The following is a 23,554-nucleotide window of genomic DNA, read 5'->3' as shown; positions in this document are numbered from 1 at the left end:
ATATTTATCAAAATTTTCTTCCTCAATTTCGTAGCGCAATTCGTACATTCTTGTTGAAACTTTTTTTCATGATTGAGTCTAAATATCAAACAACAAGTAAAAGTTATGAGCAGTAAACCAATAGTAGGCGTAGTAATGGGCAGCGACAGCGACTGGCCAACCATGAAAGAGGCAACGGAAATTTTAGCTCATTTCGGAGTTCCTTACGAAAAACAGGTCGTTTCCGCTCATAGAACTCCGGACGTAATGGCCGAGTATGGCTCTCTTGCCCGTGAACGTGGATTGAAAGTGATCATTGCCGGTGCCGGTGGTGCCGCTCACCTGCCCGGAATGCTGGCTGCATATACAACTCTTCCGGTTATTGGCGTGCCAGTTAAGACAACAGCACTTGGCGGACTCGATAGCCTCTATTCCATCGTACAGATGCCTAATGGTGTACCGGTTGCTACCGTTGCTATTGGTAAAGCGCGTAACGCAGGACTGCTTGCTGTTCGGATGTTAAGTATGAATGACACCGACCTCGCTGAGAAGCTGGAAGACTACCACCTCAGCATGGCAGATGAATCGATTGAAAAAACCAAAAATCTGAAGTAGTTACGTCAATTGAATAATAAAGTTGTCAATATCACTATACTGGTCTTGCTTGTGGTATTTATACTCTTTAGGGTAAATACTGCACTGAAACAGATGAACAGCAAAGAGGAGCAGATATCGCAATCTATTGAAAATTTGCCGGCTGTCTTTTCTGGCATATTGCCCTGTGCAGATTGCCCCGGGATTGAATCGATTGTGGTTCTCAATGAAGAAAGTTTTGAAGAGTTGAGTCACTATCAGGATCGTGGCAATAATCTTTACCAGGTTGATGGAACATGGACACTAACCGGAGACACCCTAAAACTATATAGGGTCGAAGATGAATTGCACAAGGCATTTGTGTACAGCAGAGAACAGATCAAATTGTTGGATCGGGATCTTCAACCCATTACCGGAGACTTAGAAGAGAACTATACGCTCGATCGATCTCCTGAGCAGGAATCGATCCGAAGCAGACATTCAGAACTTCAGGACGAAGGAGTAGATTTCCTGGCAAATGGCAACGAACCATTCTGGTCTGTTCAAATCAATTTTGATGGTCAGCTGGTATACCAAACTCCGGGATCTGAAACGCCTTATCCATTTAGTGAGTTCGAAGAAATCGTGGAAGATCAAAAAACAATGTACAGCGCTGATAACATGCAGATCACGATTATACCGGGATACTGCAGAGATTCAATGAGCGGATTTCTTTTTACGCATAAGGTTGAAATTCAAACCAAAGGACAGGATATGACCGGCTGCGGCAGGTATTTATGATTGAGTTTCGCCGGCTGACTTATTGTACTCAATGATTTTCTGGTATGCTTCAAGAACAGCTTCCGTTGATTTTTTCTGAATAACCACTCCATGTTTTTTGGCAATATCCTTTGCATTGAGCGGTGCAAAAGCCATCTTCACTTTTTTTAGCGCCGGCACATCTCCACTACTGTCTCCAATGTATGCCATCTGTTCAAAAGAAATATCCAATGCTTTACTTAACAACTTAAATCCCTGAAGCTTGTCGTTTCCGGGCATTAGAGTATTCACTGAAATATCCGTGGCATGAACTTCCATGCCCGGGTAGTCATTTTTAACTTTTTCGAGTATCAGACCGTGGAGTTTTTCAATGACCTTTACGTCCGGCCCCACTATTCCCGCATCCATCATTTTAGTAAACTCCAGGTTCACACCGGGGTAGTTAGGTAATACCTCTTGGGTCAGCCATTTTTTCATTTGCCTTATCGGTTCCATCTCCCCATTCTCAGTGTTGATGGCAGTTTCAAACCGATGGCCGTCCCAGTGAAAAAGACCTGCACTTTCAAAAACGAATGGCAATTTTATATCCAGCCACTGCGCCACTGCCTCAGCGTACGGATATGGGCGACCGGTGCAGATCGTGAGCGGTGGAATAATATCCAAAGAACGACTCTCAATATTCAACTCTCTTATTCTATTGATTGCGTCCCAATTTGGGGTTCTGAACGGTTCAGATATGCATCCGTCCAAATCTGTTACAAACAGTTTTATCATGCTACTTGAGTTTCTCTTTTCTGGAATTATTTCGATTTAAATGATCCGGAAAAAACAATCCGGTTATTAAAAATAACATTCCAATCATCATTAAAATCTGGTATTGATTCTCGTAATCAGCGTATTCCTGGCTCGAAAATTCCCCCCTCTGAAGTTCATCTAATCGAGCAAAAAGGGGTTCAATTGTATCACTTCCCCTGCGGATTGAAAAATACTCTCCGCCTCCTGTTGAGGCAACTTCCCGCATTGAATTCTCCCCTAAACTGGAAGTAACCGTATTTCCTTCCCGGTCCCGATGGTATCCGGTCATTCTTCCCTGTTCATCATAGATCGGAATGGGGCCACCCTCCAGTGTTCCGACGCCCAAAGCAAAAACCGTTACATCCAGACTTTCCAGTTTTTCCAGTTCTTCACTGTAATCCGGGCCGTGATTTTCTCCATCCGCTATAAAAAGAAGAACATTCGACGCGTTCTGCCTGTCAATGGATTCAAACACCTCAATGGCTCTTTGCATGGCCGTCTGAAAGTTTGTGCCCGACACAGGGATTTGATCCGTATTGGATACATCAAGGAAGAGTCGAAGAGCGGAATAATCCGTGGTTATAGGCGCCTGAACGTACGCATCACCGGAAAAAATTATTAATCCAATTCGATCCCCGGTTAGCCGGTTTACCAATCGATTAATTTCAAACTTCGCCTTATCTAATCTGCTGGGTCTCACATCTTCAGCGTTCATGCTTCTCGATAAGTCCAGCGCTACCATGATATTTAAGCCGGAACGCTCAATTTCCCGAACTTCAGTGCCGATTTTAGGACCGGCCAGGGCAACTATAAAGAATAATATTGCTCCCAATATGGAGTACAATCTGACTTTGTCTCCTGTACTCCAATAATTTTTACGAAGCTGAAAAATGAGTCGTTCATCAAAAAGCTCATCTCTCTTTTTTCGCTGAACCTGCCTGAACCAATAGTACAGTCCGTATAAAACCGGCAGTAGCAATAACAGCCATAAATATGAGCTATTTTCCCAAATCATCTATTTTACCTGATTAAATTCTTTCCAAAGATAGCACTCTTTTAAGAGAAGACGAACGAGGATTTCCTCTAAATCGTATAGAAATCGCTTTTCGGGATTCATTTTTTTAACTGATCATTATTGTACTGTGATTGATCAAATTAGTTATTTGGCAACCTTCCCTGCTTTGACGGATCAAGATCAAGCCAATGGATACATTTTGTTGTAAATAAAATCATCGCAACAGAGTCTCAATACTGTTTTGTACCACAAAGCAATCTCTCTATATGTGGGTAAATGATGTTGAATTTTTAGCATAGCTAGCCTGGAAGGGCGCGCCGATCTCAGCAATCAGAGATGATTCACTTTACCTACCTAAGAACTCACTGCCTCATTTTCCATTTTCTGCTCTCTCTGCTCTTTCTCTTCAGCCGGTGCAATTTTAAACAGCCAGAAAATCCCGGAAACTACAAGCAGCCCGGAGAAGAGTGCCATCGTCTCCCTGAGGGAGAGAATTCCAAACTCCAGTATAAGAGCTGCCACCGTTACGGATACAGACTGAGCAAGCGTAAATAGCAGCCACTCTAAACTGAACACACGTCCCCTGTACTGATCCGGTGCCCGCCGCTGAACAAGTACTGTACTCATTACCCAATTCGACCCAGAGGCCATATGAGCCAGCATTACAAATAACCCCATCCAGAATAGTAGTTCGGAATAGCTAACAAATGCGTACATCAGGCCGGCAAAGATCATAAAAAATCCCATCCCTCTCACCCAAGTGCTTTCGCTTTTCAGCACCCTTCTTCCCACAACAGGCCCGAGCCCGGTACCAATTCCCCTGGCCGCATAAAGAATTCCGAGGCCGATACTGCCCATCATTAATACATCTTCGGCAACAATAATCAGCATGTAGACCAATGCCCCAATACACATCGTAAATGAGCCCTTGGCCAGTGTTGGCCTCAATACATTTTTGTTATTGCGCAAATATCTGATACCGTCCTGAATTCCATACAGAGGATTCCGGGTTCGGTGTTTCTCCTCGGCAGACATCATTTTCTGAGGAATATCCGCTTTGTAAATAAACCAGGAAGAAAAGATGTAGGTTAAGCCGTTAATCAAAAAAACCAGGTCCGTTCCCAGCCACTCTGTAGCAAATCCTCCAACAGCCATCCCTGACGTGAATATAATGCTCCAGGACGCCGCTGATAAAATATTGGCATTCACCAGTTCAGCCGAAGTGGTAACGTTGGGTATGGATGATGTTTTTGCCGGCTCAAAAATAGCCGAAAAAGCCATCTGTATGGCAATCAGTACGTAAGCAAGCCAGAGAAGGGATTCCGATGTGATAAAAATAAAGCCTAATACAATGATACCGCGTATAATATCGCACCAGATCATCAGCCTGCGACGACTGAAACGGTCGGTAATATATCCGGCAATTGGTGAGAATGACGCCAGACTCAGCATTTTTACAACAATGATGAGCCCCAGCAGCAGTTCGGATCCGCTGTATTGCTGAATGATGGCATATACTGCCAGTATCCCAAACCAGTCTCCAAAATTGGATATAATCTGGGCAAGCCATAGCCTTCTATAGTTATGATTCTGACTAATTAAATCCAGATATGGCTGTATCTTACCTTTCACTAATCTACTTTACACCGGTGCTTCCAAAACCGCCTCGCCCGCGGTTGGTTTCAGGCAATGAATCAGTCTCTTCAATTTGTGGCTGATAAACCGGCGCGATAACCATTTGAGCAATGCGGTCGCCATTCTCAATTACGTATGGTTCCTCTCCATGATTGATCGCCAAAACTTTTACTTCTCCCCTGTAATCTGAATCGATCGTGCCTGGTGTATTTAACATGGTAACGCCTTGTTTATAAGCTAGTCCGCTGCGAGGCCTTATCTGTGCTTCGTAACCCATCGGCAACGCCATCTGAAATCCCGTTGGAATCAAATCCCGCTCACCGGGCTCTAAAGTTTTAGGTTTATGAAGAGCAGCTCGGATATCCATACCGGCCGCTTCATCGCTTTCATAAGCGGGTAAAGGCAGGTTTTTTGCATGATCGAGTTTTTTGAAAAAAATTTTAATTCTCTCCTCTGCGCTCATAATTGATTAACCGTACTTTTACATTTCCAAAAATTACGCGTACATGTGCTTCAACGGGTACTCGAAGATCGTCAGTTGAAAACCAGGATTTAAATTTCCCGTTAAAACCAAAAGGCCCGTCTACATCTGCAACGCCTTCACTTCTGTACGTCTCTATAGGTTCGTCAAATGCGTCATATTCCCGCATTTCAGTTTTCGGACCACTTTTGGCGGTTACCAAACCCATCTCTCCTTCTATATAAGCAGGCAGTGTATACTCTTCTTCAAGTCCCGCAAATTTTCTGGAATAATAGAAAATAATGTCCCCTCCACTTGCCGGTTCTTCCAGTGCAAGCGTATCAGTAGGTTCTCCTTGTTCATAAAAATGAACGGCATCAGCCTCCCGGTCAAATATAATCCTGGCGCTGTCGTACTCTTCATCGTGAACATCATCCCGCCAAAAAACAAAGCTGTAGGGCCATTTCTCATTGTACTGAAAAATGTTTTCGTAATTTACGATCTTGGTTCCCATAAACGGAAGACGACTGTTTGAGCGCATGGTCGTTCTGAGATGGTACGCTTTTTCGTCGTTGTAGGTCGTGTCGGGCAAAAGTTCTACGTCTACCCATCCGAGCGTAAAAAATCCATATCTCACCTCATATTCGAAAACTTCCCTGGCCTCCAGCATCTCTTCCGTTGATGGAGTTTCTTCCCGGTCTCTTTCATACGTGAAGTCAGTTTGGGCAAATACAACCGGAACAGTGGCTAGAAATAAAAACAGAAAATTACTCAACAAATGCTTCAAAAGCGTCCTCATCATATCCAACTAAAATTGCTTCTCCTTCTACCAATACCGGCCTTTTGATCATCACCTGATGCTCAAGCAGTTCATTAAACAGCTCGTCGTCGCTTAAATTCTTGTCTTTCAGGCCAAGTTGTCTCCACTTCATACCCCGTCGATTAACAAGAACGTCCAGCCCGATCTGATTCACAAACGACTCTAGCTCGTCTCTCGTTAGCGGCTCTTTTTTAAGATCTACAAATTCATATTCGACCTCATTTTCTTTCAGCCACTTGAACGTGTCGCGCACTTTGTTACAGTTTTTAATCCCGTAAACTTGTATCATTACTGTACTTCTTTATTTTAATTTCTATTTGTCTAAAAATACAACATTTTTGTGACGATTTCGTCACTCTATAAGAAAGAACTGAATCGATTGATACTCCATTTCATCTAAATCAGCTATTGTGATTTTTTACAAAAAACTACTTTTCCCAGCCATATTCATTCCCCTTTTTTTAATCGCTGGATGCAATCAAAGCAGTGATCAAAGAGATTTTGAAAGGGAAGCATTTAATTTACCCGAAGGAATTACCGAAACCAGCAATAACGGAACTGTAATAAACAATGACCCGGACGACTGGAGAGTAGCGCCTTTTTTCCAGGGAGTTTTAGAAGTGGACGCAGCGTATCCAAACCCGGTTTTATCTTCAGAACAAGTCTCTCTGGATGTTGTCGTTACCGGTGTTGAGTCAGTCTCAGGTTTAAGAGTTTACGCTTACTATGGAGACAATAATGTCCGCCCGGTTTTTGAGGATTTGCGTAGTCCTGTTCCTCCGGGATTGACATCTTTGCCGCTATCTCCGCTGGATATAGCGCAGTTCAGAGAAAATCCGCAGGGCACTTATCGTATTGTCCTAGTGGATGCTAACGAAAACGTCATCACTTACGGTGATATCAAGGTTGAATAGAAATAAATCCGTATTGTCATTCAATGAGTCAGCCTCTATCTTCTTATTCTATGCCGAAAGAAAAATTAACACTATCTGAAAAATCCATTCTCAGGGAGCTTATTTTCCCTGAACCATTTTCTCACATCCAGGATGAGACAGGACTAAGTTACGGTGCCATTCGTGATGATTTGATTAAACTGATCAATCACGGTTACATTGAAGTTTTTGACTCCGAGACACTTCTATCCGTTTCTCCATTTTACGATTCGGATAATATTCAGCAGTTTAGTTTCAAGGCCACTAAAACAGGACTAAAAAGCATACAGAGCCATGCAATTTGAATCTACTATAGACGATCGGTCATTTGACGTTGAAATCGATCACGAAAAACATTCAGCTACCATAGAGGGCAAAGAGATGACCTACGAGCTGATATCGCAATCCAATGGGCGTGTACTCTTTCGCACAGGAACTAAATTGTACATCATTGATAACATTGAAGTAGATAAACAGAACATCTCCTTTTCAATCGACGGCCTTTTCGTAAAAACAGTTGTTAAGGATGAGCAAGAGTTACTTTTAGAAAGACTTGGTTTTTCTACTGACGAGCTTGCATCTGTTGGTCTGCTTGAAGCCCCGATGCCCGGAAAAATTCTGGAGCTTCTGGTTGCGGAAGGTGATGAAGTTGAAGAAGGCCAGCCTGTTGCCATCCTGGAAGCCATGAAAATGGAAAACGAATTAAAAGCTCCGGCATCGGGTATTGTGGCATCTGTTTCAGTTGCAGAAAGCGATAATGTTGAAAAAAATCAAACCATTTTAGAAATTGAGCCCCGTGGATAAATTTGTTATTAAAGGCCCAACTCCGTTAAAAGGTAAAATTGCAGTCAGTGGCTCAAAAAATGCCGCTCTTCCTCTTATGGCCGCATCACTTCTCGCTGATGGACCCTCTACACTACACCTTATTCCGAAACTGCGAGATATTTACACATTTAACAATGTGATTCGCGTAACGGGTACAAAGGTCAACTTTCTTGAAGAGGAGAATAAATTAGTGATCGACCCAACTCACCTCAGCCATGTGGAAGCACCTTACGATCTGGTACGAAAAATGAGGGCTTCCTTTTATATGCTTGGCGCACTTTTGGGACGAATGGGAAAAGCCCGTGTTTCACTTCCGGGAGGTTGTGCCTGGGGGCCTCGCCCGGTTGACCTGCATCTGAAAGGTATGGAAGCGATGGGCATCAACATCGATTTGGAAGAAGGTTACGTTGTAGCCTCAATTGATGGTGATGAAGTTGAAGGCGGGGAGTATACTCTCGACCCAAGCAGTGTTGGGGCAACCATCAACCTGGTGATCGCGGCAGCTAAGCGAGCTAGAAAATTCACCATCAAAAATGCCGCAAAAGAGCCGGATGTCGTACTGCTCTGTAATATGCTTGTAAAAATGGGCGCTAATATTGATGGAATCGGGACGAATACACTGACAATCCGAAAAGCCGATAACCTTAAAGGAGTGGAGATGTCTAACGATCCAGACAGGATTGAGACCGGAACTTATATGATTGCCGCTGCGATGCATCCGGAATCGGATCTGACATTAACCGGTTGCAAGCCGGAAGATCTTGGTACATTTCCGAAACATTTTAAAAAACTTGGTGTGGATTTGAGTATCGATGGCTCAACTATCAGAATCAAATCGAATGATAATATTAAACCCGTATCTGTAGAAACTGAGGTCTATCCCGGCTTTCCTACCGACCTTCAGGCTCAGTGGGCAACTTTAATGACGCAGGTTAATGGGAAATCCAAAGTGACAGACACCATATATTTTGACAGATTCAGCTACGTTCCTGAACTAAACAGGCTTGGAGCCAATTTAGACGTCGAAAAAAATTCCGTGTCTATAGAGGGAAAAACTGAACTTAGCGGTGCTTCGGTGATGAGTACCGATCTCAGGGCCAGTGTTAGCCTGGTTATGGCCGGCATGGTGGCAGAAGGCACTACCGAAGTACTTCGTATCTACCATCTCGACAGAGGATATGAGAATCTCGAAAAAAAGCTAAATGCAGCCGGCGCATCCATCAAAAGAATGAGTGAAGAGTAATAATTTGTGATTCTTTTCTTCAAAACCATTCAATATTTAATTATTAGTCAACTTTCTACTATATTTAGACATTGGAGCAGTTCGAAAACAATTCTGCGAACTCGACATTCTATTATATTGATATTTAAAGTTTTACGACATATAACCCCTTATTTGATATTTCGCTTCAAAGCGGTCTGCCGCTCTGTTGCGTACTCAGATTTTGGCATTTCCGGGCCTAGTAAAGCGCCCACACCTATTTCTAACAAGAATTCTAACAGTTTAGCAACTCGCTCTGCTTTATCTCGTGCAAGTGACCATCTGGAAAACCAAGTACTGTTTTTAAATACCCACCAGATCTTTTTGATTGTGAAGTGTAAGCTTAGCGAATTGCTGATGAAATTTTACCGCTTACATGAAGAACCAGATCATTATACACTCATCGGGGAACCAAACCCGTGTTGCACTGCTGGAAAACAAAGAACTGGCACAACTTTTTATAGAATCTGAAGAGAATCAACGAACCGTTGGCGATATCTATCTCGCCCGCGTTCATAAAGTAATGAGCGGCATCCGTGCTGCATTTATCGATGTTGGTATGGAGAAAGACGCTTTTCTTCACTTCTCTGATGCCGGCGATCATCTCGGCGATTACATCAAGATGATGAATGGCCCAAAAAGTATCTCCAAGGATGCCAATAAAGAACTTCAGAAATTTGATAAGTTATCCAATAACGAGAAGCAGATTCTCGCAGGCAAACTGCTTCAGAATAATCAGAGAGTCCTCGTACAGATTGTAAAAGAGCCAATCGGTTCAAAAGGACCACGAGTATCAACAGATATTACTATTGCCGGTCGATTCCTGGTTCTCATTCCGATGGGTAATTATATTGCTATTTCTAAAAAAATCAATAGCGGGCGTGAAAGACGGCGTCTGAAGAAAATTGCCGGTGATATGTTACCGGATGGGTTTGGCGTAATTATCCGAACAGTTGCACAGGGTCAAGATAAAGAGTCTCTTGAAGACGACATGCGTACCGTTTTGAAAAAGTGGGAGCGAATCCTCAATAAGCTCGAAAGTGCCAAGCCGCCAACACTACTCTATAAAGATCTGGACATCACCGAAAGTTTGATTCGTGACCTTTTTGCCAAACAGTACGATCGTGTTTTAATTGACGACTATCAGCTCTACAAGTCCATTAAAAGCTATGTTTCGCAAATTGCGCCAAAAATGTTACCAAGTGTGGAACTCTACAAAGGCAAAGATCACATTTTTGATCATGTGAATATTGCTCACGATGTAAATTCCATTTTCAGCCCCAGGGTGCGGATGCCATCTGGCGGTTATCTCATTTTTGAACAAACAGAGGCAATGTATGTTGTGGATGTAAACTCGGGTCCGTATGCCGCAAAAGAGAAGCAGGAAGACAACTCCCTGAAAACAAATCTCGAAGCTGCGCGGGAAATAGCCAAACAGCTTCGGTTGCGCGATATTGGCGGTATTATCGTTGTGGATTTCATCGACCTTAGGCACGATAAAAACCGTAAAAAGATCTATGACGAACTGAAGAAAGAATTTAAGAAAGATCGTGCCAAAACAAACGTAATTGGCATGAGTGATTTTGGCCTGATACAAATTACCCGTCAGCGAATTCGCCCGAGCGTGGTTAATTCCGTATCGAAAGTCTGCCCTACTTGCGGCGGATCGGGCTCTGTTGTCAGTCAGGATACGATCGTAACGGATATTGAGAGCTGGATCAGTAAATTTAAGTATAGTACAGAATACCGAGCGGTGGATATCTACATCAACCCTTACCTGAGATCTTATCTCACGCGAGGGCTCTTTAGTCTGCGTTTTAAATGGATGATGAAGTACAAACTCAAAATTTCATTTATTCCGGACGAAACCATATCTCTGAATGAGTTTAAAGCAACTCTATCAGGTTCTGATCTGGAAATTACAGACGTTGTTCTTCAGGGAGATTCACTTGATAAAATTTTAGCGGCACACGAAGTACAGAGTCGTGTAATTGAAACTGAAAATAATGTTTCACGTCAGGTGGATTACTACTCCAAAGATGATAAAAAAAGGCAAAAAAAACGCCCAAGCCGTCCAAAAAGACCTGTGCAACAGAACAACTAGTTGAACTGTAATAACACAATAATTTTGATAACTTTATATGACTAATCTGAACAATTTGCACGCTACCACTGTGCTCGGAATCATTCACAACGGTAAGGTTGCATTGGGTGCAGATGGACAAGCTACACTGGATAAAACCGTAATGAAATCTACGGTGAAAAAAGTACGTGAGCTGCAAAAAGGCACTATTCTGGCAGGATTTGCTGGTTCTACAGCAGACGCTTTTACCCTATTTGAAAAATTTGAAGAAAAATTAAACAGCTACAATGGCAACCTTCAGCGAGCTGCGGTTGAAATGGCTAAAGAGTGGAGAAAAGATAAGTTTCTCCAAAAACTTGAAGCACTCCTTGTAGTTATTGATAAGGACACTCCCCTTCTCATTTCGGGACAGGGCGATGTAATTGAACCGGACGATCAGATATTGGCAATTGGCAGTGGAGGTTCTTTTGCACTGGCAGCAGCCCGGGCTTTAAAAGATAACGCACCGGAACTATCTGCAAAAGAGATTGTTGAAAAGTCCCTGCACATTGCTGCAGACATCTGCATCTATACGAATCATAATTTGACCATTTTAGAAATTGACGAGTAGTACCATGAAGTTAATTGAACAACAAAATTTAACCCCCCGCCAAATAGTTGCCGAACTTGATAAATATATCATCGGACAACAAAAGGCGAAGCGATCTGTATCCATTGCCCTTCGCAATAGATGGAGAAGACTGAAATCTGATCCTGAAATCCGGGATGAAATTATTCCAAACAATATTTTAATGATCGGGCCCACAGGCGTAGGTAAAACTGAAATTGCGCGGCGTTTGGCCAAACTGGCAGGTGCTCCGTTTATTAAAGTTGAAGCTTCGAAGTTTACAGAAGTAGGCTATGTAGGCCGCGATGTTGAGTCGATGATCCGTGATCTTACCGATATCGCTATCAATATGGTGAAAATGGAGATGCAAGAGCGCGTAAAAGGGAAAGCGGCAGAAATTGTAGAAGAAAAAATTCTGGACATTCTGATACCGCCCGTACGCAAGAAAAAATCCACAACATCTTCAACCGTTGATTCTAAAGAAGTAGGATTTAACCCGGACAAAGCCTCTGATGCTGAACTCAACGAACGTACCCGTGAGCGTTTCAGAGATAAACTTAAAAACGGTGAACTCGAAGATCGTGAAATAGAAATTGAAGTAGATTCGTCCAAAACCCCAATGATGCAGGTATTTGGACCGCAAGGAATGGAAGAGATGGGCATGAATCTGCAGGACATGCTTGGCAATCTGAGCGGTGGACGTAAAAAAACTAAACGCACACTCCCTATCAGCGAAGCTCGCGAAATTATGCTTGATCAGGAAGCGGAAAAATTGATCGACCACGAAGCTGCCGTTCAGGAAGCTCTGGAGAGAGTACAAAATCAGGGAATAGTATTCATAGATGAAATCGACAAAGTTGCAAGCGATTCGTCATCAAGCAGCAAAGGAAGCGGTGAAGTAAGCCGGCAGGGAGTGCAGCGCGATCTTCTCCCCATAGTTGAAGGAAGCACGGTAAATACCAAACATGGTATCGTGAAAACAGACCATATCCTTTTTGTAGGATCAGGTGCTTTTCACGTTTCAAAGCCTTCTGACTTAATTCCGGAACTGCAGGGACGCTTTCCTATTCGGGTTGAACTGAGTTCACTAACAGAAGAAGATTTCTTTAATATTTTGACTCAGCCAAAAAATGCATTGACGAAGCAGTATCAGGCTATGCTTCAATCGGAAGGCGTTCGAGTAGAATTTTCTGAAGGTGCTATTCGTGAAATTGCCAAAATTGCCGCAGAAGTAAATCAGCAGGTAGAAAACATCGGTGCCCGACGTTTACACACCATATTATCATCCCTACTAGAGGAACTACTTTTTGCAGTACCTGATGACATTCAATCTGGAGAAATTGATATTGACCGTGAGTATGTACAAAACCAACTCTCCGGCTTAGCCAAAGACAAAGATCTGAGTCATTATATTTTGTAAAAAGAAACTTTAATTTGAAATTTCAAGAAACGTTTTTGTGCATAATACGTTGAATTGATAGTAGTAAATATATGGATGGTTGATTATACTGTTTTGATAATATCATCGTTACACCCTAAAACAAGAAACTAAAAACTAATGTCTGTGAAGAAGTTTCTCGCTCCTCAACTCGCACTATTACTGATCCTTTCTGCCGTTTGGCTTGCCGGTGTTGATAAGGTTGTTGTTACAAATGACCAAGATCAGGAAAACTTACATAAATACCTTCAGGTCCAGCGTAGAGTCTTAGACAACTTTTTCGGAGATACGTCGATAGACCAGCTCTACGAACGAAGTATTGCCGGTTTAGTTAAAGGTATACAGGACAGCACTCTGGATATCTCAGCCACACCCATCGATACTACCCAGTTCAAATCCATCCAGAATTTGAGGGATTCCTACAATAGCTTTGAAGAAGCTTATCTATATGTGGCAAATAACTATCCTGATGAGGATATGGCTGACCTTACAGAGACTTCTATCCGCGAAATGCTTAAAACTCTTGATCCCCATTCTGTCTACATTGAAGCTGAAGATAGCGAGAGAATTGAGGAAGAGTTTGCAGGAAAATTTCAGGGAATCGGTATTCAGTTTAATATCATTCAGGATACCATTACAGTAATTACAGCAATTTCAGGAGGGCCAAGCGATCAATTGGGAATTATGTCAGGAGATCGCATCATCTCAATTGATGACTCCAGTGCTATTGGTTATGATAATGAAGATGTAATGCGACGTCTGAGAGGTGAAAAAGGAACAAAGGTAGACGTGGAAATACTCAGGCCTCGAAATTCAAGTCCAATAAACCTCACCATCGAGCGGGACGATATTCCACTGACGACGATCGACACTGAGTATATGGTTGATGATCAATCAGGATATGTTAAAATAAACCGGTTTGCAGCTACTACACATGAAGAATTTCTCGAATCAGTTGAAAAGCTTCGGGAACAAGGTATGGAGAGAATCATCCTGGATCTGAGAAACAATCCCGGTGGTTATCTGAGTCAGGCAATCGCCATTTCAGAGGAATTCTTCCCCAGAAATACGAAATTAGTTTCGACCGACAGTAAACACTCCCGATTTAATCAGGAGGTACACTCAAGCCGCAATGGTATATTAATGGATATTCCGGTCATCGTATTGGTTAATGAAGGTTCCGCATCAGCAAGTGAAATTGTAAGTGGTGCCATACAAGACCATGATCGAGGTTTGATCGTTGGTCGCCGTACATTTGGCAAGGGGTTGGTTCAGCAGCAATATGAGCTGGTCGATGGAAGTAATATCCGAGTTACGATTTCCAGATATCTGACTCCATCAGGCCGGTTAATTCAAAAGCCATTTGACGGGAAAAGTGAAGACTACGCTTTTGAATTTGTACATAGGTCATCCAACCCAGCTGTTGACGTAAAAGAGTTTAAAGACCAGGTACCCGATTCTCTCAAATATAGCACAAAAGCCGGCAGAGATGTTTTTGGCGGAGGTGGTATTGTTCCTGATATCTTAGTTGAACAAGACACCACTTCTTCTCCCTATCTGTTTAATTTCATGCTTGTAAACCGTGTAGATTTTAATTTCGTACGTGACTTCCTCGATGATAAAGGCGAAGAGTTCCGAGAAAAGTGGGAAAGTGATTTTCAGGCATTCAGAAACGATTTTGAATGGAGTGAATCCGATAAACAGACATTCCTTTCTCTGATGAAAGAAGAAGGACTCGAAATCGCAGATGATCTGGAAGAACCTGAAGTTGAGGATAATACCCTGAGATTGACACAGGAGATGTACGACGAACTTGTATGGATGAACTACGGTAGAATGAAAGCCGAAATTGCCCGACAGGTCTGGGGAAGTGAATACTTTTACCCAGTTGTAAATGATTACTTTAACGAATCATTATCTGAGGCTGTAAAGCTTTGGGATGAGGTTAAGGAACTCGAAACTTTTGCTTCCTCTAAAGCTGCAAGGTTTTAGCAGGTAAGCAGAAAATTAACGAAATTATTAAACGGCCTGTTTTCTAAAGCAGGCCGTTTTTATATCTGTCCGTGATAGTAACGGCAGCTGTTTCTGTGCGAAGTCTCTTATCTCCCAGAGAATATGAAACTCCGCCTCCAATCTTCAGTAAATTTCTCTCCGATTCTGAAAAACCACCTTCTGGCCCAACAACAAGCATTAATCTATCCTGATCAGATTTTGTGGACAACACATCATCCAAGGTCTCATCGGCATAGATCAATGACGTTGATTTCTCTCTTGCATCAATCGCAGAAGATAAGTTCTCGGCAAAACTTAATTTTGGTAAAAATAACCTTAGCGACTGTTTCATGGCAGACAGAACTTTTGCCTCAAGCCTGTCAAGCCGAACATTTCCTTTCTCGCTGTGATCACCTCTGAAAACAACGATCTCATCAGCACCAAGCTCCACACTTTTTTCGACTGCAAATTCGAGCCTGTCCCTCTTCTTGATCAACCCAATCACCAACGCTATATATGGACTTTTTTTCTCTTCAAAGGTCACATCAAGAATTTCACAAGCAACATCATTTTTGTGAATTTCAGACACGCTGCAATTGAACAACTTTCCATTCCCATCGGTTACAAATATCTGATCACCGGTTCTAATTCTTAAAACACGTGTGGCATGCTTCGCTTCTTGATCTTTAAGGCGTAACTGTTTGGGAGTAACTAAATCCGGAGTAGTATAAAAAAGATTCATCGTTTCAGATATCGGGCACTTCGATCAAATTCTGTTTCTCCCGTTTCCAGAACAAGTTTAACATATGGAGTACAAAGTTTGCAGTTGGTACACGCTATTTTTTTCTCCTGAATCTCTGCCACGCTATTAATTTCCTTTTCTCTTGCAATACGCTTTATTTCAGCGAAAGAGACCTCATGGCAAATACATCGATCAACTTTCATGTTCAGGTTTTTTTGTTAAATATCTATTTCTGTTTAAAGTGCTTACCCAATTTCAATCCTTGCCCCTGATAGTTACTCTTTATATCTGATCCATAAATTATGTCCGGAATTTCACTATTCGGTTCAAAATTCATACTGCAGAATGTTTGACCGTGTTCAATCAAAAATGGCACATCATGCGATCGAACCTCAAGCACAGCGCGAGCACCGCCATCTTCTGCAGACCCGCCAAATCCACTGTCAAAAAAACCGGCGTAGTGTGTTCGAAGCTCACCGGATCCGGTATCGTAAGCAATCATTTCCGCTGCTAGATGTTTTGGAATCCGGCATCTCTCCTTGGATGCGAAAATGTAGAATGCTTCCGGTTCTAAAATCAGGTGATCTTCACTAGCGGATCGAATGGGCTCCCAGAAATCCGAAACCTCATAATGATTGATCTTATCCAGATCGATTAAATCGCGGTGCTTTTTCGCCTTATAGCCTAAAACATCGTTCTCATTACTATGAAGGTTCACACTTAAGAAAAGTCCGTTGTTTACTTTCACCTCATCAAGGGGCAACGGCGTTCCGGATTCATCAAAAAGCAGTGGATCACCCGAGTGCACACGAAGCAGATCCTGATCCGTTAAAACCGTATGTCCATGACGGATACGTAGCTGATTTAATCGGTGACCGGTTCTAACCTTAATAGGAAATGATTTCGGCACAACTTCCAGGTAGAGGTTTCCTTCAAATCCGGGTTCTATCTCTTCAAAACGATGAGAATAATCTGTAATGACCCGAGTGAAAATATCGAGCCGGCCCGTTGTGCTTTTCGGGTTCGCCTTTGCCGTCAAGTTTTCTGCTGATACCAACCGAACAGATTGATCTCCATTCCCGTTGAACAATTTCTTTTGGGGAGAAAAGTGAGATGCGGGCATTTTCAGCTTCTCAAGTAATGGAATGATGTAAACGCAATTCGGTTCCAATACAGCACCATCTTCAATCGAAAAGCTGTATTGATGAAGTTTGTCAATTTTTTGCTGAACCGTCTCGCTCTCCGGTAAAAAGCTGCTCCGCACGCGATACGCTTTCTCACCAAGCCGGAGATCAATGGAATTAGGCTGAAACTGATCTTCCAGAATAGGATGACCATCTACTCCGGTAATAACCCCGGCTTCGTTTAAAACCTTCAGTTTTTGTATGGGTAAAATGCCCTTTGTTCGCAATATTACTTCGCTGGTAGTTGTGCTCATAATCGTTATTCATTTAATGATGCGAAGTTAACAATTTATGATCGTTTTTGAAGGCTAAATTTTGTTTGATGAAGAATACATGACCTGTCTTTTTTTTGACTCCCCCTTGCCACTCTCTGTTCTCTTTCGTTCACAAAGAGTGGAAACATTTAAAAATCGATGTCTGGATATCATCAACTCCGCAGGAGTAATCTGTTTATGTTTAAGTTATACCTCATTTTCCCACTGAATTAAAGAATTGGTTTCAATTGTAGATTTGAATTGAAGAGGTTATAAGGCGAAGTGTGCTTATTAATTTTATAACAAGGTTCAGCGTCTTACTGCCTCAATTCAGATTGGTTTGTGAATTTAGCCCTCTGTTCGGCAGATAAATTTTCAACTCCTTCCTGCTCTACCCATGTTACATCCCGATGGGATGTAGATTGTAAATCCTAATTCCTACTTTTAGATGTTTAATTTGAGTCAAAAAAAATTATTGAAACCAATAATCATACTATTGTAAATGTTTTGAAACCCTGGAATTAATGTGTTTTCAAGTTGTCCCGTAGGGACAATATATGGGTAGAATCACCCAAGCACCCCGACATCCCCTCCGAATAGAGGGATTGGTTTAAAATATTGATTTAAGTTGAGGCGGTAACAAAAGATTTACATTTCAAGCGATATTGTGTTGGGCTTATAGTGAATTTAAATTTCTGTTCGGTAGATAAATATTTTGCACCTTTCTGCCTTACCCATGTTACATCCCGACGGGATGTGGATTGTAAATCCTAATTCCTATTTTGAGATGTTTCATTTGGGTTAAAATTTTATTGAAACCATTCATCATACCATTGCTAATGGTTTGAACCCCGGTATTTATGTGCTTGCAAATTGTCCCGTAGGGACAAAATATGGGTAGGAATACCCATCGGTTCTCAAATTCCCCGCCGAACAGAAAGATTGTTTAAGATACAGGTTTGAATTGAGGCGGAATACAAAAACCTTATTTTAAACCACCATTTCACCCTCTCTCAAGACTTGATAAAAATATCTCTGTGGATTCCCGAATCTCTTTTTTCTGATCATCCGACTTTTTATTATCAAACATATTCACCATAAAATTCACTCGCCCACTGTCGTTAAACGTCTCTCTTTGCTTATCCACAAAATTCCAATAGAGATAATTAAACGGACATGCTTTATCCCCTGTCTTTTTTGTAACGCTGTATTCACAACTTTTGCAGTAGTCACTCATCTTGTTAATGTAATTCCCGCTCGACACATACGGCTTCGAAGCTAAAACTCCTCCATCCGCAAATGTACTCATACCCAAAACATTCGGAAGCTCTACCCATTCATATGCATCAGCGTAAGCGGTCAGAAACCAGCGTTCCAGCTCACGCGGATCTGTTTCCGTCAGATTGCTGAAGTTACTCAGGATCATCAGCCGTTGGATGTGATGTGAATAGGCTTCATTAATCACCGGTTTCAAACTCTGTTCCATACACTTCATTTTGGTTTCCCCGGTCCAATACATTTTCGGGAGTTTGTTTTCAAAGCCAAAATGATTTGTGTCCCTAACTTCCGGCATCATTGCCTCATAGTAGATGCGGATAAACTCTCTCCATCCGATAATTTGCCTGATAAGTCCTTCAACTGAATTGAGGCGTGCATTACCTTTCTCATAACTCTTGACGGCCTTCTCACATAACTCAGTAGGTGTAAGCAAGCCGTTGTTCATGTAGATGGACAGCTGTGAATGAAACAGCGTGTGATTTCCTGTTTTCAGGGCGTCTTCGTACGGACCAAACTGATCCAAGCGCTCATTAATGAATTGATCCAGAAGCTCAAGTGCCTGGTTCCGTCTAACGGCGTATCCGAAATTTTCAGATCTCCCAAAACTGTCAGGGAAATAATCATTTACCATTTCAATGACTTCCCTTGTAATCTCATCCGGTTCAAATCGTTTGATTTCCGGAACCGTGTGATCTTTTGGAAGTGATTCGCGATTCTGCTCATCGTAATTCCACTCCCCTCCTTCCGGCTCGTCACCGTTCATCAAATAGCCGGTTTTGCGGCGCATCTCCCTGTAGAAGTACTCCATACGGTAACCGGGCTCAATCTTCTCTTTCCACACCTCGGGATCAGCCAGAAAAAAACTGTTAGGAATCTCATCAACCCTGTCACCAAACTCACCGGCCACTTTTCGTAATCTCTCTCTGGAATCCCACTCAGACGGAGTCATAAACGTCAGCTCTCCTTCAAACTGAGTCAGTATTTCTTTCAGCCCATCATCAAAATGTCCGGGCGTGGAATGGTAAAACACATCAAAACCTTTTTTCGTACACTCAAGTGCGAAATGGCGCATGCTGCTCAACACGTACACGGCTTTCTTCTTGTGATGCGGAACCTCTCTGCCCTTCTGGCCGCTCTCCATAAAAATGAGAAGAGGTTTCTCTTTTTTAACCCAATCCGGCCATGCATCCAGGTTAAGCTGATCGTGGAGAATAAACACAGCATGATCAAAGCTTTTTAAATCTGGCTTTTCTATTGTCTGATCAATGTTTTTCAGATAAGGTCGGGACATCGATATTCATTTTGGTTGATTTGATTGCAGACATCACAATTTCTATTAAAAAATCATTTCTTTCTTGCATTTCATCTTTATTACTACTTATTTAGTACTGATTAATTCGTAGAACAAAAACTTAGCCTTATAAATATGCGCAGATCACTCACACCCCTTGGAGAAACTGAAATGGAAATTCTGCACCACGTTTGGGAACTAGAAGAAGCCTCAGTTGCTGATGTACGTGAAAGAATGCTTGAATACCGAGAGGTAGCTTACACTACTGTGATGACTATCATGAAGAACCTTTCGGATAAAAAATTCCTCAAATACCGTAAAGAGGGACTCAGTTACATTTACAGTGCGGCCATCAATCCTGATGAAGTTCGAGGGAATCTGGTCCACGAAATTGTAGATAAGGTTTTTAAAGGCTCCACTAAAGATCTTGTTCAAGCATTGGTAAATAAAGAGAACCTGACGGCTAAAGAGCGGGAAGAGATCAAAAATTTGATTGACAATCTGGAGGAGTAACCCATGGATGTATTCATCTTTCAACTTTCCGAATTTGCACAGCTTGTTTTTGAAACTACCTGGCTGCCACTTGTTATCTGGACAGTTATTAGTTTTGGTGTATGGTTTTTTCTGCAAATGTTTGAGAACGTCCACCCGATCTACCAGTACCATACTCGTTTGGCCCTGATCTTTTCACTCCCTGCCGGGCTCCTCTCTTTGGCATCCATTCACTATATCTCAGACTGGATTACAGCTTCTGCAGGTGATGGGTTAACCATGATTACCGTGATCAGTCCGATTGATATTTCGTTTACTCAGGTTGAGGAGTCCTCCGGAATTCCTTTTATGGTGATTGTCCAATCTTTGGCTGTAGCCATCTTCTTTTCAGGTATGATTTTTTTCCTGATCCGATTTTGCATGCACGCCATAAACCTGAAAAAACTGCGTAAATCACTGAACTATAGACCAATCTCCGAGATGACCTCTTTATCTCCTGAAAACAGAGGTTTAGCTTTGGCTACCGGTAAAAATGTTCAAGTGGCATTCCTGAATTCAGAGATTATTCCGGTCACTTTTGGTTTTAGAAAACCTGTGATTCTTTTGCCCGATACGCTGAAATCACAACCTGAGAAATTGAACCTCGCTCTTCGGCATGAACTGACTCACATCACACAGCACGACTTTTTTTCTCATCTGATGGTCATTTTGACCGAAGCAGTTTTTTGGTTTCACCCGTTGGTACACCGTCTCAAGCGTGAACTTGTGGAGTACAGGGAGATGAGGTGCGACAATATCGTACTGAGTGAAGCATCCGTATCGCGTAAAGAGTATGCATCACTGCTGCTCGAGCTGATACCGATGCCCAATCTCAATAAAGAACTTTCCGTAAATATGGCTCAGGAATCTTCAAACCTAAAAAAGAGGATCACAATGATTACTCAACAATCCAAAACCAAACCTATACCGAAACAGACCAGCCTGATACTGCTGGGAGTCATATTCATCTCAACAGCACTAGCCATGGCCTGCACCGACATGCAGACACAGAACGTATTTGATGAAGAAGAACTTGATTTGATGACAAATATTGACAAAACAGGAGAGCAGGGCTTTCATGAAATCATCATTTATATGAGCGAGGAAGAGCAGGCTGAACGGCACGAAAGTAAATTAGAACAGCTTAGAATGTTGGAGCCGGAACACATTGAATCAGTTCATGTCTGGAAAGGTGATGAGGCAGTTGAACAATTTGGTTCCCGCGGTGAGAAAGGAGTTATCCAGGTAAAAACAAAACTGGACGCCGAATCCTATAATAATACACTCAAAGCGCTGGGGATGAATCCGGTTGCACCTGAATCACTCACTCCTCAAAGCAGTGAATCTTCTCCTAAGGATGAATTCTTTGTTGTAGTCGAAGAAATGCCTGAATTGATTGGAGGACTTGAGTCAATTCAACAGCAAATTCAATACCCTGAAATGGCCCGACGAGCCGGAATTGAAGGGCGAGTATATGTCCAGTTTATCGTGGATGAAAACGGTGATGTTGTAGATCCGCAAATCATCCGCGGTATTGGCGGCGGAGCGGATGAGGAAGCACTCAGAGTTGTAAGTCAGGCAAAATTCAAACCGGGAATGCAGCGCGGTCAACCCGTTAGAGTTCAGTATTCGCTGCCTATTTTCTTCAGACTTGCAAATGATGAGTCTGTTGAATCCGGATCGGATCAAACCGGTTCTGCACAGGTTGAAACTCCTGAATCGATGGAGAAGAGAATGATTGTAGAGGTTACTAATGACGATGGAAAAATTAACGGCACCGTACTGGATGGTGAAACCCGGCAGCCACTTGCCGGTGCCAATATCACCCTGGTGGGCTCCAATATAGGCGTATCATCAGATATGGATGGGAATTTCTCTATCGAAGCCGATGGGTCCGGTGAGTATGAGTTGATCTTCTCTTACATCGGTTACGAAAAAGCATCATTGAGTATCACACGCTGAGCCATAGCGTGCGGAAAAGGAGCCGTTTAACGGTTCAACCTTAAAAGCGAAATCCTTCACGGGGTTTCGCTTTTTTGTTATTTGGGTTTTTCTATATTGCTCCTTCATCAACTCATTTTTAATTATTACATACATGGTTTCATTTATTCGTTTGCAAGCCCTATTCGCATTATTTGTTGTACCAATTGTTTTTCTTTCCTGTGCATCCTCACAATCAACAGCGGATTTAGATCTGAATAACTTCAATATATCAGTTGAGGAACCCGGTGCAGAAAATGAAAACTACATTTTACAGCTGAATGGGTTTTCAGGTTCAGACTCTGAGGAGTATACCGTTGCAATGTCTCGATTAAATAACCATGAGTGGGATGATATTCTTTCGATTGAAGAGATTGAAAACCAACAAGAGAGGACTATCCTCGTTGAGATTAAGAATAATCCTCAATCCTACAATAGGGTTTTATGGGCTCTGGGAAGTGAGCACTTTCAAAATCACGCTACAGATTATGATTTCCCATCAGCTACCGGAACTGACAGGGATAAAATGCCGGAGCTTAAAGGCGGAATAGAGGCTGTAATGTCTGAGGTAACATACCCGGATGCATTAAACGGGATTGAGGGACGTGTCATGGTTGAATTAATTGTTACCCGATTCGGAGAGGTGAGCGAACCTGCAGTAGTCCAATCTCTCCATTATGCTGCTGATCGTGAAGCGATACGAGCCGTAAATCGCATGAAATTTTCACCTGGTGTATTAGATGGATTACCCATAAAAGTTAAATACACACTACCTGTATTTTTTAGAGAACCTTGATTTTATTTGACTTATTTAAATTAAGTTGATTGTGTTAATCGGATATTCTCTTAAAAATTTATTTCTGCATTTTTTGAAACCCTTTCTCTATCATTACGTACCAAAACTTAAAGCTCACAAATAAATTCATTTAGAAGGATAACTATCATGCCGGCTAAGCTCAGAAAATCTCGTACCGATAAAATGATTGCAGGTGTATGCGGAGGAATTGCCGACTACCTAGGATGGGATTCTACCATCGTACGTATCATCTTCCTTATTCTTGTATTCTCATCCGTGGGAACAATGGTTCTGTTTTATTTC

Annotated in this window: 24 protein-coding genes; 14 read left to right on the top strand and 10 right to left on the bottom strand. The window is 42.2% G+C overall.

Features of this window, described 5'->3' with window-relative positions; translation table 11 throughout:
• Positions 1–105 precede the first annotated feature (105 nt).
• Both purE and ACESM0_RS02580 read left to right on the top strand, forming a co-directional pair.
• Entirely contained in the window at positions 106–594 is a 489-nt protein-coding gene (gene purE, locus ACESM0_RS02585) for a 5-(carboxyamino)imidazole ribonucleotide mutase (RefSeq protein ID WP_372903347.1), read from the top strand.
• A 9-nt stretch (positions 595–603) separates the two neighbouring features.
• Positions 604–1,353, top strand: coding sequence for a copper resistance protein NlpE N-terminal domain-containing protein (locus ACESM0_RS02580; RefSeq protein WP_372903345.1), 750 nt, complete (start codon positions 604–606; stop codon positions 1,351–1,353).
• Here ACESM0_RS02580 and ACESM0_RS02575 read toward each other — a convergent pair.
• The 6 genes from ACESM0_RS02575 to ACESM0_RS02550 all read right to left on the bottom strand — a co-directional run bounded on the left by ACESM0_RS02575 (position 1,348) and on the right by ACESM0_RS02550 (position 6,346).
• Positions 1,348–2,106, bottom strand: coding sequence for an HAD hydrolase family protein (locus ACESM0_RS02575; protein ID WP_372903343.1), 759 nt, complete (start codon positions 2,104–2,106; stop codon positions 1,348–1,350). The genes ACESM0_RS02580 and ACESM0_RS02575 overlap by 6 nt on opposite strands.
• A gap of 1 nt (position 2,107) precedes the next feature.
• A complete protein-coding gene (locus ACESM0_RS02570) occupies positions 2,108–3,142 on the bottom strand; it encodes a VWA domain-containing protein (RefSeq protein WP_372903341.1) in 1,035 nt (344 codons plus the stop codon).
• A 354-nt stretch (positions 3,143–3,496) separates the two neighbouring features.
• The gene (locus ACESM0_RS02565) at positions 3,497–4,774 is read right to left on the bottom strand and encodes an MFS transporter (RefSeq protein ID WP_372903339.1); all 1,278 of its coding nucleotides are present in this window, start codon (positions 4,772–4,774) and stop codon (positions 3,497–3,499) included.
• A 4-nt stretch (positions 4,775–4,778) separates the two neighbouring features.
• Positions 4,779–5,240, bottom strand: a complete 462-nt coding sequence (gene dut, locus ACESM0_RS02560; RefSeq protein WP_372903337.1) for a dUTP diphosphatase — start codon at positions 5,238–5,240, stop codon at positions 4,779–4,781.
• Complete coding sequence (locus ACESM0_RS02555) at positions 5,218–6,039, bottom strand: DUF3108 domain-containing protein (protein WP_372903335.1); 822 nt, start codon at positions 6,037–6,039, stop codon at positions 5,218–5,220. The genes dut and ACESM0_RS02555 overlap by 23 nt, the downstream gene beginning before the upstream one ends.
• Complete coding sequence (locus ACESM0_RS02550) at positions 6,005–6,346, bottom strand: arsenate reductase family protein (RefSeq protein WP_372903333.1); 342 nt, start codon at positions 6,344–6,346, stop codon at positions 6,005–6,007. The genes ACESM0_RS02555 and ACESM0_RS02550 overlap by 35 nt, the downstream gene beginning before the upstream one ends.
• A 121-nt stretch (positions 6,347–6,467) precedes the next feature.
• Between ACESM0_RS02550 and ACESM0_RS02545 the strand changes: the two genes are divergently transcribed.
• The 8 genes from ACESM0_RS02545 to ACESM0_RS02510 all read left to right on the top strand — a co-directional run bounded on the left by ACESM0_RS02545 (position 6,468) and on the right by ACESM0_RS02510 (position 15,195).
• Positions 6,468–6,971 carry a hypothetical protein gene (locus tag ACESM0_RS02545; protein ID WP_372903331.1) on the top strand — a complete coding sequence of 168 codons (504 nt, stop codon included), beginning with the start codon at positions 6,468–6,470 and terminating at the stop codon, positions 6,969–6,971.
• Between the two features lie 50 nt (positions 6,972–7,021).
• Positions 7,022–7,294 (top strand): hypothetical protein, encoded by a 273-nt coding sequence (locus ACESM0_RS02540; RefSeq protein WP_372903329.1) that lies wholly within the window; start codon positions 7,022–7,024, stop codon positions 7,292–7,294.
• Positions 7,284–7,793 (top strand): acetyl-CoA carboxylase biotin carboxyl carrier protein subunit, encoded by a 510-nt coding sequence (locus tag ACESM0_RS02535; RefSeq protein ID WP_372903327.1) that lies wholly within the window; start codon positions 7,284–7,286, stop codon positions 7,791–7,793. Before ACESM0_RS02540 ends, ACESM0_RS02535 begins: the two co-directional genes overlap by 11 nt.
• Complete coding sequence (gene murA, locus ACESM0_RS02530) at positions 7,786–9,057, top strand: UDP-N-acetylglucosamine 1-carboxyvinyltransferase (protein WP_372903325.1); 1,272 nt, start codon at positions 7,786–7,788, stop codon at positions 9,055–9,057. Before ACESM0_RS02535 ends, murA begins: the two co-directional genes overlap by 8 nt.
• Positions 9,058–9,451: 394 nt before the next feature.
• Entirely contained in the window at positions 9,452–11,179 is a 1,728-nt protein-coding gene (locus ACESM0_RS02525) for an Rne/Rng family ribonuclease (protein ID WP_372903323.1), read from the top strand.
• Positions 11,180–11,216: 37 nt separating this feature from the next.
• Positions 11,217–11,768 carry an ATP-dependent protease subunit HslV gene (gene hslV, locus ACESM0_RS02520; protein ID WP_372903321.1) on the top strand — a complete coding sequence of 184 codons (552 nt, stop codon included), beginning with the start codon at positions 11,217–11,219 and terminating at the stop codon, positions 11,766–11,768.
• Between the two features lie 4 nt (positions 11,769–11,772).
• Positions 11,773–13,185 carry an ATP-dependent protease ATPase subunit HslU gene (hslU, locus tag ACESM0_RS02515; protein WP_372903319.1) on the top strand — a complete coding sequence of 471 codons (1,413 nt, stop codon included), beginning with the start codon at positions 11,773–11,775 and terminating at the stop codon, positions 13,183–13,185.
• A 138-nt stretch (positions 13,186–13,323) separates the two neighbouring features.
• Positions 13,324–15,195, top strand: coding sequence for a S41 family peptidase (locus ACESM0_RS02510; RefSeq protein WP_372903317.1), 1,872 nt, complete (start codon positions 13,324–13,326; stop codon positions 15,193–15,195).
• Positions 15,196–15,238: 43 nt separating this feature from the next.
• On the opposite strand, the gene ACESM0_RS02505 is transcribed toward ACESM0_RS02510, so the two are convergent.
• The 4 genes from ACESM0_RS02505 to ACESM0_RS02490 form a co-directional block, all read right to left on the bottom strand.
• Entirely contained in the window at positions 15,239–15,937 is a 699-nt protein-coding gene (locus ACESM0_RS02505; protein WP_372903315.1) for an RsmE family RNA methyltransferase, read from the bottom strand.
• Complete coding sequence (locus tag ACESM0_RS02500; RefSeq protein ID WP_372903313.1) at positions 15,934–16,140, bottom strand: hypothetical protein; 207 nt, start codon at positions 16,138–16,140, stop codon at positions 15,934–15,936. The genes ACESM0_RS02505 and ACESM0_RS02500 overlap by 4 nt, the downstream gene beginning before the upstream one ends.
• 23 nt (positions 16,141–16,163) lie before the next feature.
• Entirely contained in the window at positions 16,164–17,375 is a 1,212-nt protein-coding gene (locus ACESM0_RS02495) for a 2'-deoxycytidine 5'-triphosphate deaminase (protein WP_372903311.1), read from the bottom strand.
• Between the two features lie 1,003 nt (positions 17,376–18,378).
• Positions 18,379–19,944, bottom strand: coding sequence for a cryptochrome/photolyase family protein (locus tag ACESM0_RS02490; protein WP_372903309.1), 1,566 nt, complete (start codon positions 19,942–19,944; stop codon positions 18,379–18,381).
• 135 nt (positions 19,945–20,079) lie between these two features.
• Here ACESM0_RS02490 and ACESM0_RS02485 point away from each other — a divergent pair, with 135 nt between their 5' ends.
• The 4 genes from ACESM0_RS02485 to ACESM0_RS02470 all read left to right on the top strand — a co-directional run.
• Positions 20,080–20,457: a BlaI/MecI/CopY family transcriptional regulator gene (locus tag ACESM0_RS02485; RefSeq protein WP_372903308.1), complete on the top strand. Its 378-nt coding sequence runs from the start codon at positions 20,080–20,082 to the stop codon at positions 20,455–20,457.
• A 3-nt stretch (positions 20,458–20,460) separates the two neighbouring features.
• Positions 20,461–22,437: a TonB family protein gene (locus tag ACESM0_RS02480; RefSeq protein WP_372903306.1), complete on the top strand. Its 1,977-nt coding sequence runs from the start codon at positions 20,461–20,463 to the stop codon at positions 22,435–22,437.
• Positions 22,438–22,570: 133 nt separating this feature from the next.
• Complete coding sequence (locus ACESM0_RS02475; RefSeq protein ID WP_372903304.1) at positions 22,571–23,251, top strand: energy transducer TonB; 681 nt, start codon at positions 22,571–22,573, stop codon at positions 23,249–23,251.
• A gap of 147 nt (positions 23,252–23,398) precedes the next feature.
• Positions 23,399–23,554, top strand: a 156-nt coding sequence (locus tag ACESM0_RS02470) for a PspC domain-containing protein (RefSeq protein WP_372903378.1), incomplete at its 3' end; no start/stop codon positions are given.

Origin of the sequence: Rhodohalobacter sp., from assembly GCF_041686455.1 — a bacterium.
GTDB lineage: Bacteria > Bacteroidota > Rhodothermia > Balneolales > Balneolaceae > Rhodohalobacter.
The sequence above is the reverse complement of the archived record's forward strand: the minus strand, read 5'-3'. Positions and strand labels throughout refer to the sequence as shown.

Bases quoted from the DNA above. Each gene is read 5' to 3' on its own strand.
- ACESM0_RS02525 (WP_372903323.1), top strand. From the start codon at position 9,452: ATGAAGAACCAGATCATTATACACTCATCGGGGAACCAAACCCGTGTT.
- ACESM0_RS02490 (WP_372903309.1), bottom strand. From the start codon at position 19,944: ATGTCCCGACCTTATCTGAAAAACATTGATCAGACAATAGAAAAGCCA.
- ACESM0_RS02510 (WP_372903317.1), top strand. From the start codon at position 13,324: ATGTCTGTGAAGAAGTTTCTCGCTCCTCAACTCGCACTATTACTGATC.
- ACESM0_RS02575 (WP_372903343.1), bottom strand. From the start codon at position 2,106: ATGATAAAACTGTTTGTAACAGATTTGGACGGATGCATATCTGAACCG.
- ACESM0_RS02570 (WP_372903341.1), bottom strand. From the start codon at position 3,142: ATGATTTGGGAAAATAGCTCATATTTATGGCTGTTATTGCTACTGCCG.
- ACESM0_RS02475 (WP_372903304.1), top strand. From the start codon at position 22,571: ATGGTTTCATTTATTCGTTTGCAAGCCCTATTCGCATTATTTGTTGTA.
- dut (WP_372903337.1), bottom strand. From the start codon at position 5,240: ATGAGCGCAGAGGAGAGAATTAAAATTTTTTTCAAAAAACTCGATCAT.
- hslU (WP_372903319.1), top strand. From the start codon at position 11,773: ATGAAGTTAATTGAACAACAAAATTTAACCCCCCGCCAAATAGTTGCC.
- ACESM0_RS02540 (WP_372903329.1), top strand. From the start codon at position 7,022: ATGCCGAAAGAAAAATTAACACTATCTGAAAAATCCATTCTCAGGGAG.
- ACESM0_RS02500 (WP_372903313.1), bottom strand. From the start codon at position 16,140: ATGAAAGTTGATCGATGTATTTGCCATGAGGTCTCTTTCGCTGAAATA.
- ACESM0_RS02485 (WP_372903308.1), top strand. From the start codon at position 20,080: ATGCGCAGATCACTCACACCCCTTGGAGAAACTGAAATGGAAATTCTG.
- ACESM0_RS02505 (WP_372903315.1), bottom strand. From the start codon at position 15,937: ATGAATCTTTTTTATACTACTCCGGATTTAGTTACTCCCAAACAGTTA.
- ACESM0_RS02495 (WP_372903311.1), bottom strand. From the start codon at position 17,375: ATGAGCACAACTACCAGCGAAGTAATATTGCGAACAAAGGGCATTTTA.
- ACESM0_RS02480 (WP_372903306.1), top strand. From the start codon at position 20,461: ATGGATGTATTCATCTTTCAACTTTCCGAATTTGCACAGCTTGTTTTT.
- ACESM0_RS02535 (WP_372903327.1), top strand. From the start codon at position 7,284: ATGCAATTTGAATCTACTATAGACGATCGGTCATTTGACGTTGAAATC.
- hslV (WP_372903321.1), top strand. From the start codon at position 11,217: ATGACTAATCTGAACAATTTGCACGCTACCACTGTGCTCGGAATCATT.
- ACESM0_RS02555 (WP_372903335.1), bottom strand. From the start codon at position 6,039: ATGATGAGGACGCTTTTGAAGCATTTGTTGAGTAATTTTCTGTTTTTA.
- ACESM0_RS02550 (WP_372903333.1), bottom strand. From the start codon at position 6,346: ATGATACAAGTTTACGGGATTAAAAACTGTAACAAAGTGCGCGACACG.
- purE (WP_372903347.1), top strand. From the start codon at position 106: ATGAGCAGTAAACCAATAGTAGGCGTAGTAATGGGCAGCGACAGCGAC.